This is a genomic window from Streptomyces sp. DT224 (genome assembly GCF_049844595.1).
In the GTDB taxonomy this organism is placed as follows: domain Bacteria; phylum Actinomycetota; class Actinomycetes; order Streptomycetales; family Streptomycetaceae; genus Streptomyces.
On sequence record NZ_JBNCLI010000022.1, the window covers coordinates 1 to 22,549 of the forward strand.

The 22,549-nt window shown below is 73.9% G+C and carries 16 protein-coding genes; 6 read left to right on the forward strand and 10 right to left on the reverse strand.

The window, feature by feature from the left end:
- Positions 1-382: 382 nt before the first annotated feature.
- Both ACLQ2N_RS35635 and ptsP read left to right on the forward strand, forming a co-directional pair.
- Complete coding sequence (locus tag ACLQ2N_RS35635) at positions 383-832, forward strand: PTS sugar transporter subunit IIA (protein WP_425819889.1); 450 nt, start codon at positions 383-385, stop codon at positions 830-832.
- A gap of 79 nt (positions 833-911) precedes the next feature.
- Positions 912-2,582 (forward strand): phosphoenolpyruvate--protein phosphotransferase, encoded by a 1,671-nt coding sequence (gene ptsP / locus ACLQ2N_RS35640; RefSeq protein WP_425819891.1) that lies wholly within the window; start codon positions 912-914, stop codon positions 2,580-2,582.
- Positions 2,583-2,650: 68 nt separating this feature from the next.
- Here ptsP and ACLQ2N_RS35645 read toward each other — a convergent pair whose 3' ends face one another.
- Both ACLQ2N_RS35645 and ACLQ2N_RS35650 read right to left on the reverse strand, forming a co-directional pair.
- Positions 2,651-3,598 carry a hypothetical protein gene (locus ACLQ2N_RS35645; protein ID WP_425819893.1) on the reverse strand — a complete coding sequence of 316 codons (948 nt, stop codon included), beginning with the start codon at positions 3,596-3,598 and terminating at the stop codon, positions 2,651-2,653.
- 40 nt (positions 3,599-3,638) lie between these two features.
- On the reverse strand, positions 3,639-5,615 hold the full coding sequence (locus tag ACLQ2N_RS35650) for an acetoacetate--CoA ligase (RefSeq protein WP_425819895.1): 1,977 nt from the start codon (positions 5,613-5,615) through the stop codon (positions 3,639-3,641).
- A 231-nt stretch (positions 5,616-5,846) separates the two neighbouring features.
- Between ACLQ2N_RS35650 and ACLQ2N_RS35655 the strand changes: the two genes are divergently transcribed.
- Positions 5,847-8,183: a glycoside hydrolase family 31 protein gene (locus ACLQ2N_RS35655; RefSeq protein ID WP_425819897.1), complete on the forward strand. Its 2,337-nt coding sequence runs from the start codon at positions 5,847-5,849 to the stop codon at positions 8,181-8,183.
- Between the two features lie 43 nt (positions 8,184-8,226).
- Here the strand turns inward: ACLQ2N_RS35655 and ACLQ2N_RS35660 are convergent, their stop codons facing one another.
- Positions 8,227-8,736, reverse strand: a complete 510-nt coding sequence (locus tag ACLQ2N_RS35660) for an NUDIX domain-containing protein (RefSeq protein ID WP_425819899.1) — start codon at positions 8,734-8,736, stop codon at positions 8,227-8,229.
- Between the two features lie 126 nt (positions 8,737-8,862).
- Between ACLQ2N_RS35660 and ACLQ2N_RS35665 the strand changes: the two genes are divergently transcribed.
- Positions 8,863-9,669: a M15 family metallopeptidase gene (locus tag ACLQ2N_RS35665; protein WP_425819901.1), complete on the forward strand. Its 807-nt coding sequence runs from the start codon at positions 8,863-8,865 to the stop codon at positions 9,667-9,669.
- Positions 9,670-9,788: 119 nt separating this feature from the next.
- Positions 9,789-10,145, forward strand: a complete 357-nt coding sequence (locus ACLQ2N_RS35670; RefSeq protein WP_425819903.1) for an Mpo1-like protein — start codon at positions 9,789-9,791, stop codon at positions 10,143-10,145.
- A 32-nt stretch (positions 10,146-10,177) separates the two neighbouring features.
- Here the strand turns inward: ACLQ2N_RS35670 and ACLQ2N_RS35675 are convergent, their stop codons facing one another.
- From ACLQ2N_RS35675 to ACLQ2N_RS35690, 4 genes are read right to left on the reverse strand one after another with little or no spacing between them, the layout of a single operon-like run.
- Positions 10,178-10,783 (reverse strand): GTP-binding protein, encoded by a 606-nt coding sequence (locus tag ACLQ2N_RS35675; protein WP_425819905.1) that lies wholly within the window; start codon positions 10,781-10,783, stop codon positions 10,178-10,180.
- Positions 10,764-11,186 (reverse strand): DUF742 domain-containing protein, encoded by a 423-nt coding sequence (locus ACLQ2N_RS35680; protein ID WP_425819907.1) that lies wholly within the window; start codon positions 11,184-11,186, stop codon positions 10,764-10,766. The genes ACLQ2N_RS35675 and ACLQ2N_RS35680 overlap by 20 nt, the downstream gene beginning before the upstream one ends.
- A gap of 9 nt (positions 11,187-11,195) precedes the next feature.
- Complete coding sequence (locus ACLQ2N_RS35685) at positions 11,196-11,636, reverse strand: roadblock/LC7 domain-containing protein (protein WP_425819909.1); 441 nt, start codon at positions 11,634-11,636, stop codon at positions 11,196-11,198.
- A complete protein-coding gene (locus ACLQ2N_RS35690) occupies positions 11,633-14,362 on the reverse strand; it encodes a sensor histidine kinase (RefSeq protein ID WP_425819911.1) in 2,730 nt (909 codons plus the stop codon). The genes ACLQ2N_RS35685 and ACLQ2N_RS35690 overlap by 4 nt, the downstream gene beginning before the upstream one ends.
- A gap of 400 nt (positions 14,363-14,762) precedes the next feature.
- Here ACLQ2N_RS35690 and ACLQ2N_RS35695 point away from each other — a divergent pair, with 400 nt between their 5' ends.
- A complete protein-coding gene (locus tag ACLQ2N_RS35695) occupies positions 14,763-15,215 on the forward strand; it encodes a hypothetical protein (protein WP_425819913.1) in 453 nt (150 codons plus the stop codon).
- A gap of 15 nt (positions 15,216-15,230) precedes the next feature.
- Here ACLQ2N_RS35695 and ACLQ2N_RS35700 read toward each other — a convergent pair whose 3' ends face one another.
- The 3 genes from ACLQ2N_RS35700 to ACLQ2N_RS35710 are packed head-to-tail and all read right to left on the reverse strand — an operon-like array spanning position 15,231 to position 22,530.
- The gene (locus tag ACLQ2N_RS35700) at positions 15,231-19,967 is read right to left on the reverse strand and encodes a hypothetical protein (RefSeq protein ID WP_425819915.1); all 4,737 of its coding nucleotides are present in this window, start codon (positions 19,965-19,967) and stop codon (positions 15,231-15,233) included.
- A gap of 57 nt (positions 19,968-20,024) precedes the next feature.
- Complete coding sequence (locus ACLQ2N_RS35705; protein ID WP_425819917.1) at positions 20,025-20,945, reverse strand: hypothetical protein; 921 nt, start codon at positions 20,943-20,945, stop codon at positions 20,025-20,027.
- Between the two features lie 58 nt (positions 20,946-21,003).
- A complete protein-coding gene (locus ACLQ2N_RS35710) occupies positions 21,004-22,530 on the reverse strand; it encodes a hypothetical protein (RefSeq protein ID WP_425819919.1) in 1,527 nt (508 codons plus the stop codon).
- Between the last annotated feature and the right edge of the window lie 19 nt (positions 22,531-22,549).

Sequence of the window (22,549 nt, forward strand, 5' to 3'; positions counted from 1 at the left end):
TTCCCGGTCGAAGCGGGTCAAGCAGTTTTCGCTTTCCAGTTCTTCGCTTTCGCGTTTCCCTTTCCGGCGAGTCCGACACTATCAAACCTTTCCGGCCCCCCTGACCGGCCCCCGCAGACATGCGGGTGCCCGATTTCGGGTTAGGGTTTGGGCTCAATAGCCGCCGCCGACCCCCGACTCAAAGTCGCGTTGGGGCCAGGCAGGAGTACGACAGTACAGGCTGCCGGGAGTCGAGGCAAATCGTTTCCGGTGCGCCCCTAGGTCCTCGAACCGGCAGGACTCGGGCGGAACCGGGACTTCTTATGACTTACTCTGCTGAGCAGTACGCCGTCCTCCTATCAAGCCGTGGCGGCACCTTCGAAGCTCCACTGGGAGGCCCTCCATGACCAACGTGACGTCCCCTCTTGCCGGACGTGCCATTGGGCTCGCCGCCGTACCCGATCCCGTCTTCTCCGGCGCGATGGTCGGTCCGGGCACCGCCATCGACCCGGTTCGCGAGCCCTCCGAGGCGGTCGCGCCCGTCGACGGCATCGTCGTCTCCCTCCACCCGCACGCCTTCGTGGTGGTCGACAGTGAGGGGCACGGTGTGCTCACGCATCTGGGCATCGACACGGTCCAGCTCAACGGCGAGGGCTTCGAGCTGCTCGTGAGCAAGGGCGACACCGTCTCCCGCGGCCAGGGCGTCGTCCGCTGGAACCCCTCCGAGGTCGAGAAGGCCGGCAAGTCGCCGATCTGCCCGATCGTGGCACTGGAGGCCACCGCCGACTCCCTCTCCGACGTGGCCGAGAGCGGCGACGTGGCGGTCGGCGACTCCCTGTTCGGCTGGCAGTAACGCGATCGGCGCAGTGACAGCCGACTGGATATCCACCACCGCGGAGGCAACGGCCACCGCACGACCGGAGACGGGTGAAATGGAGACAACGCTGCGAGGCGTAGGCGTGAGCCACGGTGTGGCGATCGGCGAGGTACGGCACATGGGCACCGCGGTGCTCGAACCGCCGGCCAAGCAGATCCCGGCCGACGAGGCCGAGCGCGAGCAGGGGCGGGCCCGGCAGGCCGTCGAGGCCGTGGCCGCCGACCTCATCGCGCGCGGCAACCTGGCCGGCGGCGAGGCCCAGCACGTGCTGGAGGCCCAGGCCATGATGGCCCAGGACCCCGAGCTCATGGCCGATGTCGAACGCCGCATCGCGGTCGGGAGCACCGCCGAGCGCGGTGTGTACGACGCGTTCGCCTCCTACCGGGCGCTCCTCGCGGGTGCCGGCGAGTACCTGGCGGGACGGGTCGCCGACCTCGACGACGTCCGCAACCGCATCGTGGCGCGGCTGCTCGGAGTGCCGATGCCCGGCGTGCCGGACAGCGACGAGCCGTACGTCCTGATCGCCCGGGACCTCGCTCCCGCCGACACGGCGCTGCTGGACCCCGCGCTGGTCCTCGGCTTCGTCACCGAGGAGGGCGGGCCGACCAGCCACAGCGCCATCCTGGCCCGGGCGCTCGGCGTCCCCGCCGTGGTGGCCCTGCCCGGGGCCGGTGAGCTGGCCGAGGGCACGCTCATCGCCGTGGACGGCAGCACCGGCGAGATCTTCGTCGACCCGAGCGCGGAGAAGCGGGCGGAGCTGGAGAGCGCCGCCGCCGCGCGCAAGGCCGCGCTGACCGCCGCGACCGGTCCCGGTGCCACGTCGGACGGCCACAAGGTGCCGCTGCTCGCCAACGTCGGCGGTCCCGGTGACGTGCCGGCGGCCGTGGAGGCGGGTGCGGAGGGCGTCGGCCTGTTCCGTACGGAGTTCCTCTTCCTGGACGACAGCAAGCAGGCGCCGTCCGAGGAGAAGCAGATCGCCGCGTACCGTGCGGTCCTGGAGGCATTCCCCGAGGGGCGTGTCGTGGTGCGTGTGCTGGACGCGGGCGCGGACAAGCCGCTCGACTTCCTGACCCCGGCGGACGAGCCCAACCCGGCGCTGGGCGTGCGTGGGCTGCGGAGCCTGCTGGACCACCCGGACGTGCTGCGTACCCAGCTGACCGCTCTGTCGAAGGCTGCCGAAGGGCTGCCCGTCCACCTCGAGGTCATGGCGCCCATGGTGGCCGACCGGGCGGACGCCAAGGCTTTCGCCGACGCCTGCCGCGAGGCCGGGCTGAACGCGAAGTTCGGCGCGATGGTCGAGATCCCGTCCGCCGCGCTGCGCGCGCGCTCGGTGCTCCAGGAGGTGGAGTTCCTGTCGCTGGGCACCAACGACCTGGCGCAGTACACCTTCGCCGCTGACCGTCAGGTGGGTGCCGTCTCCCGGCTCCAGGACCCCTGGCAGCCGGCGCTGCTCGATCTGGTCGCGCTGTCCGCCGAGGCGGCGAAGGCCGAGGGCAAGAGCTGTGGGGTGTGCGGTGAGGCGGCCTCCGATCCGCTGCTCGCCTGTGTGCTGACGGGTCTGGGTGTCACGTCCCTGTCGATGGGTGCGGCCTCCATTCCCTACGTCCGCGCCACGCTGGCCAAGTACACGCTGGCCCAGTGCGAGCGGGCCGCGTCGGCCGCGCGTGCGGCGGACTCCGCCGAAGAGGCGCGCCGGGCGGCGCAGGCGGTGCTGTCGGGCGAGTAGCCCGGGACCGGACGACGCGAGGTGAAGGGGCTTTCCGCCGGTGACCGGCGGAAAGCCCCTTCGCCGTGTCAGCGGTGCTCCTCCGGTTCGTCGGCGCCGATGTCGAAGCCCGCGCAGTACTCCACACCGGACTCGGGGGCGACGGGCTCGCCCGTGTCCGCGTCGGTGCAGTAGGCACTGAAGACCTCGCCGGCCGTGAGCGGGTCGAGGTTGCCCCGGCTCAGCCGCCAGCCGTGCACGCGGTCCGGGGCGCCGGGTGTGCTCGTACGCAGGACGACTCCGCCGTGGCTCTCCAGGGCGATGGCGACCGCGAGGACGCTCACGAACTCGGCGCCCTCCGAGGTGTCGAGCAGGACGGGCCCTGCGGTGGGCCGGTCGGTGTGCAGGGCGGCGAGCAACTGGTCGTTCTCCGTGGGTGTGCTGCACACCAGGTGGTGGGTGCCGGGTCCGGCCGCTTCCAGGGTGCGTTCCAGAAGGTGGGAGGCGCGGTCGAAGGCGGCGCCGCCGATGTCCAGGCCGCAGTCCGCGCAGTCTCCGAGGCCGGCCAGGAGCAGGGTGGCGTACTCCCAGGTGGCCCGGCGGACCGCGCGGCCGACGAGCACCTGGATCAGGGCGTCCAGGGGCTGTCCTTCGTAGGTGACGGTGGCTCCGCAGGCGGCGATCTCCGCGGTGAAGCGGCTGCGGCCCGCCGGGGTGTCGGGGGCGATGCCGGCCTCCGCGCAGTAGTGCGCGTACTCCAGGGGGTCGAAGAGGGCGACCGTCGTGTGCACACCCTGCGCGGCGAGGGCCTTGAGCAGGGCCTCCACCTGTTCCAGGTAGACGCCGTGGTCGTCGAAGGTGAAGGTGCGGTAGCGGCGCATCGCCGCGAAGTCCTCCGCGTCGGTCAGCAGGCCGATGGTGGTGGGTGCTTCGCGGCGCAGCGTGCGTCGCATGGTGGTGGTCACGGTCCGTCCGTGGACGGTGGTGCGCTTGTTCCTGGTCTGCGCCATGATGTCCCCCAGTGCGCTGTCGATCATTGCTCACTCAGCGTAACCAGGGGCACTGACAACGGTGCGGTCAGTGGCGTTCGCGGGCCAGCTTCTCGTAGAAGTGGAGGAGCTCCAGGTTGTCGATCGAGCCGGGGTTGACGGCCTTTTCCAGGGCTGTTCCCTGGAGCAGGCGCTTGACCGGAACCTCGATGCGTTTCCCGGTGAGGGTGTGCGGGATGCCGGGCACCTCGATGACCTCGTCCGGGACGTGCCGGGGCGAGAGGTTCTCGCGGATCGTGCGCTTGATGCTGTCGCGGAGGGCGTCGTCCAGGGTGGCGCCTTCGGCGAGGTGGACGAAGAGCGGCATCCAGTAGCCGCCGTCCGGTTCCTCCAGACCGATGACGAGGGATTCGCGGATCTCGGGGAGGCGTTCGACGGCCTCGTAGATGTCGGCGGATCCCATGCGGACGCCCTGACGGTTGAGGGTGGAGTCAGAGCGGCCGTGGATCACGACGGAGCCGCGGTCGGTGAGGGTGATCCAGTCTCCGTGGCGCCAGACGCCGGGGTACACGTCGAAGTAGCTGTCGTGGTAGCGGCTGCCGTCGGGGTCGTTCCAGAAGCGCACCGGCATGGAGGGCATCGGCTTCGTGACGACGAGCTCGCCGACCTCGCCGGTCAGCGGCTCGCCCGCGGGGTCCCAGGACTGGAGGTCCGTGCCGAGGCAGGCGGCCTGGAGCTCGCCGATGTGGACGGGGAGGGTGGGCACCGCGCCGGCGAAGCAGCTGCACACGTCGGTGCCGCCGCTGACGGAGGCGATCCACAGGTCGTCGGCGACCTCGTCGTGGAGCCAGCGGAAGCCGTCGGGCGGGAGCGGGGAGCCGGTGGTGGCGACGCACTGGACGCGGGAGAGGTCGAGGTCGCGGCCCGGGTGGACGCCGGCCTTGCGGCAGGCCATGACGTACGCGGCGGAGGTGCCGAAGAGGGTGGCGCCGGTCTGTTCGGCGACGCGCCACTGGGCGCTGATGTCCGGGTGGCCCGGGCTTCCGTCGTAGAGCACGAGGGTGGTGCCGGTGAGGAGGCCGGAGACGAGGAAGTTCCACATCATCCAGCCGGTGGAGGTGTACCAGAAGAAGCGGTCCTCGGGGCCGAGGTCGCAGTGGAGGCCGATCTGCTTGAGGTGTTCGAGCAGGATGCCGCCCTGGGACTGGACGATGGCCTTGGGCAGGCCGGTGGTGCCCGAGGAGTAGAGGACCCAGAGCGGGTGGTCGAAGGGGACCTGCTCGAAGACCGGTTCCGTGTCGGCGGCGGTGAGGGCGGCCCAGTCGAGGGCGCCCTCGGGGGCGTCGGTTCCCAGCAGCGGGATGTGTACGACGGCGCGCAGGGTGGGCAGTTCGCGGCGGAGCTCGGCGACGGTGTCGGCGCGGTGGTGTTCCTTGCCGCCGTAGCGGTAGCCGTCGACGGTGAACAGGACGACGGGTTCGACCTGCTGGAAGCGGTCGAGGACGCTGCGGGCGCCGAAGTCGGGGGCGCAGGAGGTCCAGATCCCGCCGACGGCCGCGGTGGCGAGGAAGGCGACGACGGCCTGCGGGATGTTGGGGAGGTAGCCGCTGACGCGGTCGCCGGGGGTGACGCCCAGCGTGCGGAGTTCGGCGGCGAGCGAGCCGACCTGGCGGCGGAGCTCGGACCACGAGGTCGGGACCTGAGTGTGGCTCTCGTCCACGTGGAGCAGGGCGGGCGCGTCGGCGCGCAGGGGGTCCTCGGCGGCGCGCAGGGCGTGCTCGGCGTAGTTGAGCGTGGCACCGGGGAACCAGGTGGCACCGGGCATCGAGCGGTCGCCGACGACCTGCTCGTACGGGGTGGAGAAGCGCACGTCGAACCATTCGGCGACGGCCTTCCAGAAGGTGTCGAGCTCGTCGACGGACCAGCGGTGCAGACTGGCGTAGCCGCCCTCGGCGGGGGCACCGTGGTGTTCGGCTGCCCAGCTCTGGAAGCGGGTGACGGCGGCGGCCGCGACGCGGTCGGGGCCGGGCTGCCACAGGGGGGCTTCGTCGGCTGCTGAGGTCATGGGGGCGGCTCCCTGGCTGTAGCGGGTACGCGGTGTGTGCGCAGGTCGCGCGCACGTGCGGGGTGTGCGCGTGAGACGACGTCACGGACGATGCCATGTGATCGTCTTTCGCACCAGGGTCGCCCGCACACGCTTCCGTGTCCCGGTATGTGCTCCCGCCACGTCCCGTGCGGGGTGAACGGAAGTTGAACGGCGTTTGTTCGCGGCCGGGCGGGTGGCAGGGTGAGCGGCATGAACGGTCGTGACCTGGTGCGCTCGGTGAAGCTGGTGGGTTCGAAGCGGGGACTGCGCACGGTGCGCGCGGCGTGGCGCCGGGCGCGTGCGGACGCGCGGGCGCTGCCGGGGCGCGGGGCGGAGCGGGCGCGGGTACCGGGTCCGGTGACGGGCGCCGAACCGGGGCCCGGGGGCGGTGTGGTGCGGTTCGCCCGTTCGGAGCTGCGGATCCGCGTGGCGGTGGGCGGGGCGGTGTTCTGGGGGTGGGACGGGGCGGAGCCGGGGCCGTCGTACGCAGTTAACGGGGAGGCGCCCGCCGCGGATCCGCGGGCGGTGCTGGAGCCGGGTACGGACGGGGGCTGGCAGGTGGTGGCGGAGCGGCTGACGGTCGCGGTGTCGCGGCACGGGGCGGTGGAGCTGCGGACGCCGGGCGGAGTGGTGCTGCGCCGGGAGCTGCCGCCGCGCTGGTGGGAGCCGGTGGCGGGCGGGGACGCGCGGTGGGTACAGCGTTCGGAGGTTCCGGCGGACGCGCGGTTCTTCGGGCTGGGCGGACGGGCGGCCGGGCCTCGGCTGCGGGACGGGTCGTACGCGCTGTGGAACACGGATCCGGGCGGCCGGTTCGGGCCGGGGGACGATCCGTTGTATCTGACGATGCCGGTGCAGTTCGTGGTGGCGGACGCGGGGACGCACCTGGTCTTCTACGACAACTCCTGGGCGGGCCGGGTGTCGTTGCGGGAGGGGCGGGAGGGCGCGGGGTCCGGGCACGACCGGCCGGGCGCCTCGGAGGTGCGGGTGGAGGGCGGGCCTCTGCGCTGCTGGGCGGTGGCGGGTACGCCGGCCCGGGTGCTGGCGGGGTGGTCGGCGCTGACGGGGGCGGCCGCGGTGCCGCCGTCCTGGGCGCTGGGTCCGCAGCACGCCCGGTGGGGGTTCGGGTCGGAGCGGGAGGTCCGGCGGATCGTGGCGGGGTACCGGGAGCGGGGGCTGCCGCTGTCGGTGCTGCACCTGGACATCGACCACTACGACGCGCACCGGGTGTTCACGGTGGACCGGGGGCGGTTCCCGGATCTGCCGGGGCTCGCCGGGGATTTGCGGGAGGCCGGGGTGCGGCTGGTGTCGATCGTGGACCCGGCGGTCGCGGCGGCCGGGGGGAACGCGGTCTACGACTCGGGCCGGGCGGTGGGCGCGTTCGTCCGGGATGCCCGGGGCCGGGAGGTGCGCGGGGAGGTGTGGCCGGGTGAGTGCGTGTATCCGGACTTCACGGATCCGGGGGTGCGGGAGTGGTGGGGCGGGCTGTACGCGGAGCGGCTGGCGCAGGGGTTCTCCGGGGTGTGGCACGACATGAACGAGCCGGTGTCGTTCATGGCGTTCGGTGATCAGTCGTTGCCGCGTTCGGCGCTCCACGCGCTGGAGGGGCGCGGCGGCGACCACCGGGAAGCGCACAACGTGTACGGCCTGGCGATGGCGCGGGCCGGGTACGAGGGGCTGGCCCGGCTGCGGCCGGAGGAGCGGCCGTTCCTGTTCTCCCGTTCCGGCTGGGCGGGGATGCAGCGGTACGGGGGCACCTGGTCCGGTGACGTGGCGACGGGCTGGCCGGGGCTGCGGGCGTCGTTGGCGCTGGTACTGGGGCTCGGGCTGTGCGGGGTGCCGTACTCGGGTTCCGATGTGGGCGGGTTCGACGGGTCGCCGTCGCCCGAGCTGTATCTGCGGTGGTTCCAGCTGGGGGCGTACCTGCCGCTGTTCCGCACGCACGCGGCGATCGACGCGGGGCGCCGTGAGCCGTGGGAGTTCGGGGCCGAGGTGCTGGCGGGTGCGCGGGAGGTGCTGGTGGAGCGGGAGCGGTTGCGGCCGTACTGGGTGGCCCTGGCGCGGCTGGCGGCGCTGACGGGTGCGCCGTATGTCCGCCCGCTGTGGTGGGCCTCGCCCGGGGACCGGGGGCTGCGGGACTGCGAGGACGCGTTCCTGCTCGGCGACGCCTTGCTGGTGGCGCCCGTGCTGGAACCCGGGGTGGTGCGGCGGGCGGTACGGCTGCCGCCGGGGCGCTGGTACGACACCGTGAGCGGGGCGGCGTACGAGGGGCCGGGGCGGGTGGTGGTGGAGGCGCCGCTGTCCCGGGTACCGGTGCTGGCCAGGGCGGGGGCGGTGATTCCGGTGCGGGGTGCGGACGGCGGCCCGGAGCTGGAGGTCTGGGCGCCGGTGGCGGGGCGTCCTGGTGGCGGGACGGTGGTCCGGGACGCGGGTGACGGCTGGGAGCCGGTGGAGGTCGAGCGGTACACGTCCCGGCTGGAGGGCGGGCGCGTCGTGGTGGAGCGGGACGGCGGGGCGGTGGACCGTCCGGTCCGGGTGCGGGGTGTGTGAGGGGGCGCGAAGCGTCGTACCCGGCGGGCGGCGGGGCGTGCGCTCAGCGGTAGCGTCCCGCGAACCAGCGGTGGACGGCCTCGGTGTGGAGGGGGAAGGCGAGCGTGGCGGGGGCCGTGAGCAGGGTGTGGCCGGACGTCTCGTCGGTGGGGGCGGACGGCGGGAGTGCGGCGGCCGGTCGTGCGGGGAGCAGTCCGAAGAGGAGCAGGTGTCCGGCGGGCGAGCTGAGGGCGTCGGCGAGGCGGACGTCCTCGGGACGTGCCTCGATGCGGGTCTCCTCACGCAGTTCCCGTACGACGGCGTGCTGCCAGTCCTCGGCGTGGTCGATGAAGCCGCCGGGCAGGGCGAGTTGGCCGCGTGCGGGTTCGATGGTGCGGGTGATGACGACGAGGCCGGTGGTGTCTCCGTCGGTGACGGGGAGCAGGGCGACGGCGACCGGGAGCGGATTGCGGTAGGCGGTCTCGCCGCAGGCGGCGCAGGTGCGGGGCCAGGTGTCGGGGGCCGGGAGGCCGGTGTACGCGGCTCCGCAGGCGGGGCAGTGGGAGTACGTCACGGGCTGCTCCGTTCCTCGTGGCGCCGGGCCGGCGCTCGTGGTGACCGGGCGTGGGACCGGTGGCGGAGACGCGCGGACTGTACCGGATCTCCTCCGTGACGCCCCCGGACCGTGGAGGATGTGCTCATGACAGCCATCGCAACCGCTTTCCGTGCCCTGGCGGCCTCCGCCGCCGCCCTGCTCGCCGTGACCGTCACCGCCCCGGTGGCGCAGGCGAAGCCCGAGCCGAAGGCGCCCCCGGAGTTCGTCTCGCTGCGTTCGGTGGATCCCACGATCATCCAGGAGATGCGCTACCCCACCGCCCACGACTTCATGGGCGAGGCCGTCGACGGGTACCGGCAGCCCCTGTGCATCCTGACCCGGCCGGCCGCCGAGGCCCTGCACAGCGCGCAGCTCCGGCTGCTGCGGCAGGGCTACTCGCTGAAGGTGTACGACTGTTACCGCCCGCAGCGGGCCGTCGACCACTTCGTGCGCTGGGCGAAGGACCTCGACGACGAGACGATGAAGGGCGAGTTCTATCCCCGGGTCGACAAGTCCCGGCTGTTCGCCGACGGTTACATCGCGGAGAAGTCGGGGCACAGCCGGGGCAGCACCGTGGACCTGACGCTCGTACGGCTGCCGGCCCTGCCGACCAGGCCGTACCTCCCGGGCGAGAAGCTGGTGCCGTGCTACGCGCCGCAGGCCGACCGCTTCCCGGACAACTCGGTGGACATGGGCACCGGTTTCGACTGCTTCGACACGCTCTCGCACACCGATGACCCCCGCGTCCAGGGCGTACAGCGCACCAACCGGCAGTTCCTGAAGCGGACGCTCACCGAGGCCGGTTTCGTGAACCTGGCCGAGGAGTGGTGGCACTACACCTTCCAGCCCGAGGCGTTCCCCGGCACCTACTTCGACTTCCCGGTGGCCCGCAGGTCCGTCGCCGGGCACTGAGCCGGCCCGCGCGGGAAACGGGCGACCGGGACCACCCCCGTGGGTTCCGGCCGCCCGTTCTCCCTTTCGGACGTGGCCCGGCCGTTTCCGGTTGCCGGATCAGCCATTACGGTGCCCGTATGTCGCAGCAGACGTTCGATTCGTACGAAGAGTTCTGGCCGTACTACGTCGCGATGCACTCGCGGGCGGCGACCCGCTGGGTGCATCTCACCGGCACCCTGACCGGTCTCGCCGTCACCGCGTACGGGCTGGCGCGCGGCCGGAAGCGGTATCTGGCCGCGTTGCCGCTCATCGGCTACGGCACGGCCTGGCCCGCGCACTTCCTGATCGAGAAGAACAACCCGGCCACCTTCGGTCACCCGGCCTGGTCGCTGCGCGGTGACGCGCAGATGATCCGCATGATGCTGGCGGGCCGCGACCACGAGCTGGCGCAGACCGCCGAGAAGTGGCTCGCCGAGAACGGCCGGAAGTTCTAGGGCCTGTCCGGCCCTGATCCGCCGGACGCGCTCTAGGTCGACACCGGCTCGCGCGGGCGGTCCGCGCGGGCCAGGGCGTGTTCGACCACGGCCACCAGCACGTCCCGGGCCGACGCCCGGTCCCGCGCGTCGCACATCAGGAGCGGCACCTGGGGGTCCAGGTCGAGCGCGGCCCGTACCGTCGCCTCCGGGAACAGTTCCGCGCCTTCGAAGCGGTTGACGGCGACGGCGAACGGGATCTCACGGCGCTCGAAGTAGTCGACGGCCGCGAAGCAGTCGGCGAGGCGGCGGGTGTCCGCGAGCACGACCGCGCCCAGGGCGCCCTGGGCCAGCTCGTCCCAGAGGAACCAGAACCGGTCCTGCCCCGGCGTGCCGAAGAGGTACAGCACCAGGTCCTCGCGGAGCGTGATCCGCCCGAAGTCCATGGCCACGGTCGTCGTGGTCTTCGCCTCGACGCCGTCCAGGTCGTCCACCGGACGGCCCGCCTCGGTGAGCCGCTCCTCCGTGCGCAGCGGCCTGATCTCGCTGACCGCGCCCACCAGCGTCGTCTTGCCCACGCCGAAGCCGCCCGCCACCAGGATCTTGAGGGTGACGGGCTCCACGGGCCGCCTGCTGCGGCTAGAGCGCCCGAAGGCCATTGATCACCTCACGGAGAAGGTTCACGTCCGGCAGCTCGGCCGGCGGAACGGGACGGGTCACGTGTACCAGCTCGTCGTCCACGAGATCGCCCACCAGCACCCGCACCACGCCCACGGGCAGGTCCAGGGACGAGGCGAGCTCGGCGATCGACTGGGGCAGCTCACCGCAGAGTTCGAGGATCTCGACGTGTTCCGGGGAGAGCATCTGGTCGCTGTCCGGGTCGTCGGCCGCGGGTTCGGGCACGACGATCGCGATCAGGTCGAGGCGGTGACGGGACGCGCTGCTGGTGCGCCCGCGGGTCATCGCGTACGGGCGGACGACGGGCCCCGCGTCGTCGTCGTACCAGCGCGGGGTCCGCGGCTTCTCCGGGGTCTCCGGGGAGCCGGGCGATGCGGCGCTCATGGCGTCCGCTCACCCCCCGGAGGGCTGACCGGCCGTCCGGGGCGCGTTGGCCAGGTGGCTCCCCACGCGCTTGACCATGAGGGTCATCTCGTACGCCACCTGCCCCACGTCCGAGTCGGATTCGGCCAGCACGGCGAGGCAGCTGCCGTCGCCGGCCGCCGTGACGAAGAGGAACGCCTCGTCCAGCTCCACGACGGTCTGGCGGACCTTGCCCGCGTCGAAGTGGCGGCCGACGCCCTTGGCCAGGCTGTGGAAGCCGGAGGCGACGGCGGCCAGGTGCTCGCCGTCCTCCCGTGTCAGGTCCTTGGACGCGCCGGTGGGCAGTCCGTCGCTGGAGAGCACCAGCGCCTTGCGGATGCTGGCGACCCGCTCGACGAGTTCGTCGAGGAGCCAGTTGAGTTCACCGGACCCCTGGCGTACGGAGTCGGTTGCGGCGTTCGGTGCGGTCATGGGCCGTCCCCTCCCGGAGTGGTTCCTGGTGCGATGTCGCCGGGGCCCGTCGGGTCCTCGGCGTTCTCCTGGCGGCCGCGCTGCCAGCCGCGCTGGAGCGAAGCCATACGGCTGCGTACCTCTTCGGCGTCCCGCTCGATGTCGTCGGCGCTCTCCACCGGGGCGGGCCGCGCCGTGCGGCTGTCCGGTCCCTCGCGCAGCTGCGGGGCGAGGCTGGCCTGCCGGACGCGGCGGGGCAGTCCGCCCACGGTGTCGGGGGCGGGTTCGGGCGTACGGGGTGCGGGCACCGAAGGTCCGGCGGGGCGGCGGACCGGCTCGCGGTCCTCGGGCGCGGGGTGGGCGCGGTCTCCCGCACGACCTCCCCCGTCGACCCGGCGGCCGCGGTCGGTGACCAGCGTCGGAGGGCGGCGCCGGCGGGGCAGCGGCCGGGTGCCCTCGGGGTGCAGCGCCCGCACGCCGTCGTCGGCGGCCTGCTGGTGCTGCTCGCGGTCGGCGTCGCGGCGCAGCGCGCGGGCGCGGAAGACGCCGCCGCGTTCGCTCTCGGTGTCCTCCAGGTCGGAGACTCCGTCGAGCACGGAGTCGAGCCCGGGGCCCGCCACCGCTTCGAGGACCGGGTCGCGCGTGAAGTCCAGCGGTTCTTCGCCCTCCAGCTCGACGGGGCCGTTGAGCAGGGCCGGGTCGACCAGTCCGGTCGGGACCGGCGAGAGGCCGCTCGGCCGGCCCGGCACCGATTCCCCGGCCTCGGGAGGCCGGGGGTCGCCGCCCGGGGTGCCGCCGGCGATGGCCTTCTCGGCCCTGCGGTCGAGGCGGAAGCCGGTGCCGTGCGACTCGGGGGCGTCGGTGAGGAGGGCGGCCGGGATGAACACGACGGCGGTGGTGCCGCCGTACGGGGAGGTCTGGAGGGACACCCGGACGTTCTGCCGCTGGGCGAGCCGGCTGACCACGAAGAGGCCGAGGCGGTCGGTGTCGGACAGCTCGAACTCGGGGGTCTCGGCGAGCCGGAGGTTGGCGTCGAGCAGGACGTCGGGGGGCATCCCGAGGCCCCGGTCGTGGATCTCCAGGGTGAAGCCGTTGGCGACGCGCTCGCCGTGCACCTGGACCGCGGTGTGCGGGGGCGAGAACACCGTGGCGTTCTCCAGGAGTTCGGCGATCAGGTGGGTGAGGTCGGCGACGGCCGGGCCGCCCACCCCGATCCGGGGCAGCCGGCGGACCTCGATGCGTTCGTAGTCCTCGACCTCGGCGACGGCGGCCCGGACCACGTCCATCAGCTGGATGGGCTTGCGCCACTGCCGGGAGGGGGCGGCGCCGGAGAGGATCACCAGGCCCTCGGCGTGCCGGCGCATGCGGGTGGTGAGGTGGTCGAGGCGGAAGAGGTCGGCGAGTTCGTCGGTGTTCTCGGTGCGGCGCTCCATGGTGTCCAGGAGCGTGAGCTGGCGGTGGAGCAGGACCTGGTTGCGGCGGGCGAGGTTGACGAAGACCTCGGAGACGCCGCGGCGCATGTCGGCCTGTTTGACGGCGGCTTCGACGGCGGCGCGTTGCAGGGTGTTGAGGGCCTGGCCGACCTGGCCGATCTCGTCGCGCTCGTACTGGAGGTGCGGGGACTCGGTCTCCACGTCGACCTGTTCGCCTGCGGCGAGGCGGCGCATCACGCTCGGCAGCCGTACGCCGGCGACCTCGTGGGCGTCCTTGCGGAGCCGGGTGAGGTCGCGGACGAGCTCGCGGCCGACGCGCACGGAGACGAAGACCGAGACGACGAGGGCGAGGAAGCCGAGGACGCCGGCGATGCCCGCCTTGATCAGGATGCCGTAGCCGGCCGGCTTGCCCCGGTCCTTGAAGCGGTTGTTCATCTCCGTCGCGTCGTTGGCCAGCCGTTCCAGGGCGGTCGGGGCGACCTCCTGCCAGCGGGCGGCGTCGGCGGTCCGCGGGCTGGTGGTGGGGCCCCGGGAGATGATCCCGTCCTCGGCGGAGCGCAGGGGTTCGCTGTCCGGGCCCTGCCAGTACTGCTGGACGCGGCGGCGTTCGGAGGCGGGGAGGAGGTCGAGGTTGGTCTCGTAGAGCAGGCCGCGCTGGGCGACGAGGTCGGATATCTGGCGGAGTTCGGCGGCGGTGAGGCGGCCGGCCAGGAGTCCGGAGGCGACCAGGGCGTCTTCCCTGGAGAGCATTTCCCGGGCGCGGGACATGCCGGTCAGGGCCCGGACCTGCCGGTCCATGGAGACGTTCTCCATGGTGTGCAGGCCGGACAGGAATCGGTAGCAGGGATCGATCAGGCGGTTGTAGTAGCCCATCGCCTTGAGCCGGCCGATGGTGCGTCTGTCGACGGAGTCGCGCAGGGCGTCGAGTCCCTCGACGGCGCCGAGTATCGAGCCCAGCTGGGTTTCCGCCGTCGCGCCGAGCGCGTCGCGGATGTCCTTCTGCCCGGCGCTCTCGCGTACCCCGGCCACGACCCGGTCGGTGGCGGCGCGCTGCCTGCGCAGTACGGGCAGGGCGTCGGACGCACGCGGGTCGGCGAGGAAGACGAGGGTCTGGCGGCGTTCGCTCTGGATGACCCGGACGGTGTCTTCGAGGGGGTGGCCGACCTTCTCCACGACGGTGCTCGCGCTCAGCAGTTTCCCGGCCTCGCGCCCGGTGAGATAGGTGGCGAATCCCCAGAGGGCGGTGAGCGATACGAGGGGCACCACGAGCAACGCCACGATCTTCCTGCGGATGGACTTTCCGCGAAAGCGCATGGCCTCCCCCAGGTCATCCCCGCGGGGCCGGGGACGGGTTTCGTCAACAAACGGCGCGAGCCTACTACCGACGGACAGACAACTCGAAGGCATGTCCGGACGATTTTCGGCCGCCTTACCGGGAGTTGACCATGGCTTGTCCCGGTATTCCGGGCGATGAAATTCACGAAAGCGACAGAAGAGGCCCTGAGGCACGGCACATTCCTTCACGTCCCGGTTGGCTGGATTTCTTCGTTTCGTGACGGCTGGGAGGAATCTTCACCGCCGGCCACTCGTCTGTCTGTACGGGGGTAGGGGGACCAACGGGGCACGCTCGGGCGGACGGGACGGACCGTCCGCGTAGAAGGGGTGTATGCCGGGCAGCAACCCTGAAGTCGGACAGCGGTGGGAGTGAAGGGCCTTGGACACACAGGAGCGTGAGAGCGCGGTGGAACCGACGGGGGACGCGAGCGCGCCGGGGCGGCCGCCGCTGTGGGTGGAGGAGCCGGCGACGCGCAGGCGCATGCCCGACCCGGTGCGCACGGCGGCGGTGCGGGCGGTGCTCGTCATGTCGTTGACGATCATTCTGGCGATGGTGGCGTTCCTCACCGCGCTGGCCGGCTCCTGGCTCTCCTTCCCCATGGTGCTGAGCGGGGTGGCGAGCACGGTGGTCGCGACCTGGGCGGTGCTGGACGTCTGGGTCACCCGCCAGGTGTGGAACCAGCGCAACGGAGTGGTCTCCGAGCCCAGCAGCTCGGCCCGGCAGTTGCGCCGCGAGCGGCGCAGGGCGCGGCGTGAGGCCCGCGCCGCGCAGCGGGACGCGGCGCGGATAGGCCGCCGCGGCGGCGCGGACCGCCGGCTGTCGCGGGCCTGACCGCGCCCGGCAGCCTCAGGGAGTCCTGGTCTGCTCGACCGTCTCGGACGCGTCCGGGGTCCGGGGAGCCGGGGCGCCGCGTTTGAACATGCGGGTAGCGGTGATCTCGCCGTGCACCGTCTCGCCGCCGGGGTCCTGCTGGGGCAGCCCGGGGCGCAGGTGCTCCTCGACGCTGATGTACTTCAGACCGGCGCGCAGGTCCGCGTCGTTGCGCAGCCGGATGACGAGCGGGAATTCGGCGAGGGCCGTCGTGTCGAACAGGCCGGTGGTGTACAGCAGTTGTACGCCGAGCGCGTCGGCCACCGCGCGCTGGAGCTCCAGCAGGTAGGTGGCGTTGGCCCGGCCGATCGGGTTGTCCAGGAACAGCGTGCCCGCGTGCCGGTGCTGCGCCCGGTCGCGCCCCCGGTCGTTGCTGCGCAGGGCGGCCATCGTGCAGTACAGGGCGATCGCGGCGGTGAGCAGCTGTCCGCCGGAGAAGACGTCGCCCATCTGCCCGACCGGCACGCGCTCGGCACGCAGCACGGCGTCCGGCTTGAGGATCTCGACGGCGATGCCCTTGGGTTCCAGGGCCGCCTGGACCCCCCGCAGGAGCAGGGACATGCCGTCGCGGCGCAGGTCGCTGTTCTTCCGGAGGGCCGCCCTCGTCGCCTCGTCGATGACCTCGCCGAGCCGTTCGGTGAGGGTGGTCTGATCGGGTTCCTCGAAGCGGATACGGAGGAATTCCTGTCCGGACCACTCCCCCAGGCCCTCGGGGAGCCGGGAGAGCCGCTGGGCGGAGCGGAGCGTGGTGAGCGCGGACTCCACCAGGCCGCGCAGCCGGTCCACGATGGAGTCGCGGTTGCGTTCCAGCTGGGCCAGCTCGTCGGTGAGGACGCGCAGCCGGGGCGCGAAGGCGGCGGCCCACTTCTCCGCGTGCTCCGGGAGCGCGGCGGCGGGCAGTTCGCGGATCTGCTGCCGGGCCGGGGTGCGGACCTGTTCGTAGCGGGTGGAGTTGGCGTGCCGTACGAGGACGTCGCTCGCCTCCCGGACGGCTGCTTCGGCGGCGGAGAGGTCGGCGGCGCAGCCGCGCAGGGAGCGGCGGGCCTCGGCGGCGGACTGCCGGGCCTCCTCCAGGCTGCCCGGGTACGGCTCGGGGTCCTCCGGGTCGTCCTCGGCGCCGTGGTCCCTGAGCAGGTCCCGCAGCAGGGCGGCGGTCTCGTCGAAGCCGCCGGCCGCGTCCTCGGCGGCGCGGTGCGCGTGCAGCAGCTCGGCGTGGGCGGCCCGGGCGGTGTCCAGCGCGGCGGAGGCGGCGGCCAGCTCGGCGGTGGCGGTGCGCAGGAGGGACTGGGCCTGTTCGGCGTCGGCGGGCACCCGGTCGTCGGGCAGCTCGGTGTGCAGGCTCTCGCCGTCGGCGGGCGCGAGGCGTTCGGCCTCGCCGCGCAGCCGGCCCAGCTGCTCGCTGGCGGCGGAGGCCCGGGTCTCCAGGAGCTGGACGAGGGATTCGGCGCGGGCGGCGGCGGCCTGCCGGGACGGGCCGTCGGCGCCGTCGGTGCCCTCCAGGAGCTGGGCGGCCCGGGTGCGGACCTTGTTGGTGAGGCGGTCCAGCTCGGCGAGGGCGGCGCTCTCGTCGCTCTCGGCGCGGGCCTGCTCGGCGCGCAGGTCGGCGCCGACGCCCACCTTCTCGTACAGCTGGGACGCCGCCCGGTACGCCTCGCGCAGGGCGGGCAGCGCCTGGCGGGGGGCGTCCTCGCCGGGGTCGGGGAGGTGTTCGGGGGCGCCGGCGATCTCGGCGCGTTCGGCGCGCAGGGCGCGGGCGGTGCGGCGGGCGTCGTCGGCGGCGCGCTGGGCGGCGCGGCGGTCCTCGTCGGCGGCCCGGGCGCGCTCCAGGAGGACGGTGGCGCGGGCCTCGCTCTCCGCCGCCTCGTCGGTCAGTTCGCGCAGCTTGGCCTGCCAGCCGGCCCGTTCCCGCAGCCGGAAGGCGAGTCCGGCGAGCGCGTCGGCGGCCCGGCGGGCGCGCTGGGCGGTCTCCTGGCGCTCCTCACGGACCCGGGCGGTGTCGGCGGCGGCCTCGTCGGCCTCGGCGCGGACGGTGCGGGCCTCGGCGAGGGCGGCCTCGGCGGTCTCGGCGGTGGTGCGGGCGGTGCGGGCGGCTTCGGCCAGCTCGGCGAGCATGCCGGGCGGGCAGTCGGCGCGCCAGGAGCCGATGCGGGCGGCGAGCGCGCGGTCGGCACCGAGGCGGGCGGCGAGCACCCGGATGTCCTCGTCGCGGGCGGCGGCCCGGCTGCGCAGCGCCTGGCGCTCCTCGTCGGCGGCGTGTTCGTCGTGCATGGCCGGGTTCGGCGGTACGAGGAAGACGTCCTCGCCGGCACCGGAGGCGCCCGTTCCGGGGCCGGGCACGGGGGCGAGGAGCGCGGCGGCGGTGCCGACGGCGACGGCGGAGCGGGGCAGCAGGGCGGCGGCGCCGAGGACGTCGCGGGCGCGGGCGTGCGCGTCGGGGTCGGTGATGACGACGCCGTCGACGAGCTCGGGGCGGGCGGCGAGGACGGCCGCGTGGTCGGCGGGGTCGACGGCCTGGGCGAGGTAGCGCCAGCCGGGGAGTGCGGGGATGCCCTGCTCGCCGAGGTATTCCACGGTGGCCAGGACGTCCGGGCTGGGCGGGAGGAGTCCGCCGTCGCCGAGCGCGCCCAGGATGCGGGCGTCGTCGGCGGCTGCGGTGCGCAGTTCGAACAGGCGCCGTTCGGCGGTGGCGACGCTCTGGTCGAGCAGGTCGCGCAGTTCGTCGGCGCTGCGGTCGAACTCGTCGGCGCCGAGGGGCTGCGGGCGGCCGGTGTGCGTGGTGGGGTCGTCCTCGGCGGCCTCGTCGCCGCCGTGCGGCTCGTCGCCGGCCGCTTCGGCTCCGCGCGCGGCCCGGCGGGGCCGGGGGACGGCGCCGGGCAGCCCGAGCAGTTCGGCGAGGCGGGGCTCGGCGGCGATCGAGTCGGCGGCCCTCAGCTCCGCCTCGTACGCCTGCTCGGCGGCGCGGGCGGCGTCGGCGGCGCGGGCGGCGGCCAGTTCGGCGCGGGACTCGTCGGCGGTGGCCCGGCGGGCCCGGTCGGCGGCGCCTTGGGCGGCCTCGCGGGCGGTGTCCCAGGCGGCCACGGCGGCCTGTTCGGCGTCGTTGGCGGCGAGGGCGGCCCTGGCGGGGTCGGCGTGCGGTGCGGTGTCGTCCAGCCAGCCGGCCCGGACGGCTTCGGCGGTCTCCTGCTCGACCTCGGCCAGGCGCTGGCGCAGATGGCCGGCCTCGCTGCGGGCGCGCTGGGCCTCGGTGGCGGCGGTGGTGGCGTCCCGGTGCGCGGTCTCGCCGGCGCTCTGCAGGGTGTCGGAGCGCTCCTCCTCCTCGTTGGCCCGGCTCTCGCCCGCCTCGGCGGCGGCGTGCAGGGCCCGTACGAGGTCGGCGGCGGCGCTCGCGCGGGCGGCGAGGGCGGGGGCGGCGTCGCGCTCGGCCTCCCGGATCGCGGCGGCGACGCGGGCGGAGCGGTCGGCGGCGGCGCGGTGGCGCAGGACGGCCTCGGCGGCCTGCCAGGCGGCGTGCAGGGTGCGCGCCTCGCCCAGTTCGCGGCGCTGGGCGGCGGCGCTCTTCTCGGCGGCGGTGAGCGCCAGCGAGGCGTGCCGGTAGGCGAGTTCGGCGGCGATCAGGGCGCAGCGCCCGCGGGTCTCCTCGGCGCCGGTGACGGTGTGGGCGGCGGCGGTGACCTGCTGGGCGAGCTCGGCGGCCCGGCCGCGCTCCTCACCGGCGCGGGCGGAGAGGCGGCGGGCGAGGGTGCGGGTGCGGCGCTCGGCTCCGGCGTGGATGTCGCGGGTGCGGGCGCGGGTGCCGGCGGCCTCGACGATGCGGCCGAGGAGGTCGGCGGAGCCGGCGGTGAAGTCGCGTTCGGCGGTGAGTTCGGCACGGCGGCCGAGCTTGTTGCCGAAGCCGCTGACGAGATCGGCGAGGCCGTCCGTGTCGCGGGTGTCGGTGACGGCGCGCAGCAGCAGGTCGGTGAAGTCGGAGTCCTTCTTGACCGCGAAGAGGCCGGCCGCCTCGCCCTCGTCGGCGTTCATCTCGCGCTGGTAGCGGAAGAGTTCGGGGTCGAGGCCCAGTTCGCCCAGGTGCTCGTTCCAGCGGTCGTGGATCTCCTCCCAGTGGACGTCGAGGTGCTGGTAGAACTTTCCGGCCTCGGTGAGCGCGTCGCGGAAGCCCTTCATGGTGCGGCGGCGGCCGCGGGCTCCGGAGACGCCTTCGGCGGGGCGGCCGACGGCGGTGGACTCGGCGACGGGCAGCGAGTCGAGCCCGAGGCCGGGGCCCGGGCGGAACGAGTACCACGCCTCGGCGAACTTGCGGGGGTCGTTGGAGACCTGGCGTCCGCGCCACTCGCTGACCTTGCCGACGACGACGCACTCGCCGGTCAGCGTGTGCTGCCACTCCAGGGCGACGTGGCCGCAGTCGTCGGCGAGCAGGAACTTGCGCAGCACGCCGGAGCTGGCACCGCCGAGGGTGTTGCGGTGGCCCGGGAGCATCACCGAGAAGATCAGCTTCAGCAGGACGGACTTGCCGCCGCCGTTCTCCAGGAAGAGGACGCCCGCGGGGGCGGGCCGGCGCGGCGGGCCGGCCGGCTCCTCCTCGAAGAACTCCGCCTGCGCCGGGGCGGGGCGGGGCACGGGCTCGCCGACTCCGCGCAGGTCGAGCACGGTGTCGGCGTAGCGTGCGCCGGCCGGTCCGATGGAGTAGAGGCGGACCCGGGACAGCTCGTACATGGCGGCGGACTCTCGTCGTTCGGGGAGCGGAGGGAAGACGGCGGTGACGGGCGGCGGTCAGCCGTGGAACGGCAGGCCCGCGTCGGCGACCAGTTCCAGGTCGTCGGGGTCCGGGGGCGGCAGCAGCGTGGCGCTTCCGTCGGTGACGGGGACGACGCCCAGATCGAGGAGCTCGGCCATGGCGGCGCTGCCGGCCATGTCGCGGACCTGGAGCTGGTAGCGGGCGGTCGTGCGGTACGTGCCTCCGGCGTCGTCGCCGGTGCGCTGGAGGAAGCCGGAGTCGGTGAGGAAGGCGACGGCCTTGCCGATGATGCCGGTGGTGGAACCGGCGAGCCGGCGGGCGTCCTTGGTGGCGCCGGTGGCGCTGCGCCGGGCGTAGACGCGCCAGCCGGCCTCCAGGCCCGGGGCGTCGCTGGCCGGGTCGGTGTTGTCGCCCTGCTCCTCCGCGCGCTCCTCCAGCCGGTCGCACGCCTGGCGTACGAAGGCGTCGACGCCGTTGACCGTGATCCGGCCGATGTAGGCGTCGTCGGCGAGGTCCTCGGGACGCGGGAAGGCCATCGCGGCGACGGCGAGGTGGGCGAGGCCGTGCAGGAAGCGGTCGGCGCTGTCCGAGGAGGCGCGGCGCGCGTAGTCGCCCATGCGGACGGCGAAGACGGAGTCCTCGCCCGCCGTGACGGCCATGCCGGCCCGGGGGGACACCTCCAGGACGATGAGGCCGAGCCCGGTGGCGACGGCGTCGGCGAGCCGCGCGAAGGCGGGGTCGTCCCGGTAGCGGCGCAGCAGTCCGGCGTACTCCGCGTCGCGGGCGGGGAGCAGCTTGGGCTGGAGGCCGAAGGCGACGAGCCGGGCGGCGTCGGCCGCGTCCGCCGGGGTGACGGCGGCCGGTGCGGGCGCGGGGCGGTCGGGCTCGTAGGCGGGGGCGGGCCGGTCGGCGGGGTCGCTCCACGCGTCGGCGTGCTCTGCGCGGTGGTCGCTCACGACACTGGCTCCTCGGTGCGGAATGTGTTGCGGAAGGTGATACGGGGGCCGGAGGCTTTCACGACGCCTCCGAGCGGTCGGCCGCCATGCCGGCCGCGTCGAGCAGGGCCGTGCCGACGATCAGGTCGGCGCCGCCGAACTCCTCGTCGTCCAGCGGGGTGCCGTCGTCCACGGAGAACAGCAGGCGGCGTTCGCCCTGGCGGTAGGCGGTACCGACCGGGGGGCTCGCGGCGTGCACGGCGAGCAGGGCGACCAGGTAGGGCAGGTCCGGGTCGTGGCGGCGGGCGTCGGCGAGGAGGCCGGAGAGCCGGCGCGGCGCGTCGTGCTCCAGGTCGAGCAACTGCATCGCGGCGGCCAGCTGCTCCTCGCTGAAGCGGCTGTCGTCCGGCGTGGCGATCAGGTCCGGTTCGGGCATCTCGGCGCCGAGGTGTTCGCGGGCGGGGGGTGGGCTGAGGAGCAGGTCGACCAGGTCGCCCACCCGTACGGAGACCGGAGTGCGCAGGCCCGTGCCGTGGGCGAAGAAGGCGTCGGTGGCGCGGCTCGCCTGCTCGACCGGGAGCGGCAGCAGCGGGCCGAGGAGCTGCCCGTAGAGGTCGAGGCCGGTGCGGGCCGCGGGTGCGGCGAACGCCTGGCGGTCCTGCTCGGCGCGGAAGAGCGGGCCTGCCTCCAGCAGCCGGGACTGGAGCTGGGTGTGGCGGCGGATGCAGTCCTTGACGATGTCGACCAGCTCGGCGGCGCGGCGCTTGTGCTCGGGGTCCTCGGCCTCGTCGCGGGCCTTGCGGATGTTGGTCAGGATCGCGTTCTCGTGGCGGTAGCGGTCGGCGACGTGGTCCAGGGCCTCGGCGATCATGTCGGGCACGGCGTTGAGCCAGTCGACCGCGCGGACGTTGCGCCGGGTGGCGTCGAGGGTCCTGCGCAGCGTCTCCGCGTACTGGACGGTCCGGTAGCGGGCCTGTTCGGCGGCGAGCTGGGCGTCGGCGAGGCGGCCGCGGCTGATCAGGACCTCCAGCTTCACCTCGGCGGCGATCTGGGCGCTGGTGACGTCCGTGTCGAGGGCGCCGACCAGGACGTTGACCGCTTCGTCGGTGGCCCTGAGGTAGACGCTGCCGCCGTGGCCGGGGACCTCCTCGATCAGCTTGAAGTCGTAGTCGCGGCGGACGTAGACGCCGTCGGGCCCGAAGGTGCCGTAGACCGCCCGGAATCCGCGGTCCACGCTGCCGACGTTGATCAGGTTCTCCAGGACCCAGCGGGCGACCCGTTCGTGCTCGGCGGCGGGGCGGGCGGGGGCCTGGGCGGCGACGCGCGGGAGGAGCCTGGTCACTATCTGGTCGTGGTCCGCGCCGGTGTCGAAGTCCATGTTGAGCGTGACGTGGTCGATCGCGGCGAGGGCGACCTCGGCCATCGCATAGCCGCTGTACTCACCGGCGAGGTTCGCCTTGCGCACGTCCAGGTCGTGCAGCGGCGCGGTGCAGGCCAGCGCGCGCAGCCGCCGCGACAGCCCCTCGTCGGCGGCCGGGCCCGGTGCGGGCCGCGGCCCCGCGCTGAGCTGGGGCGCAGCGTTGTCCGTGTAGGCAGGCGAAGTCACGGTGCACAGATTAGGTCCT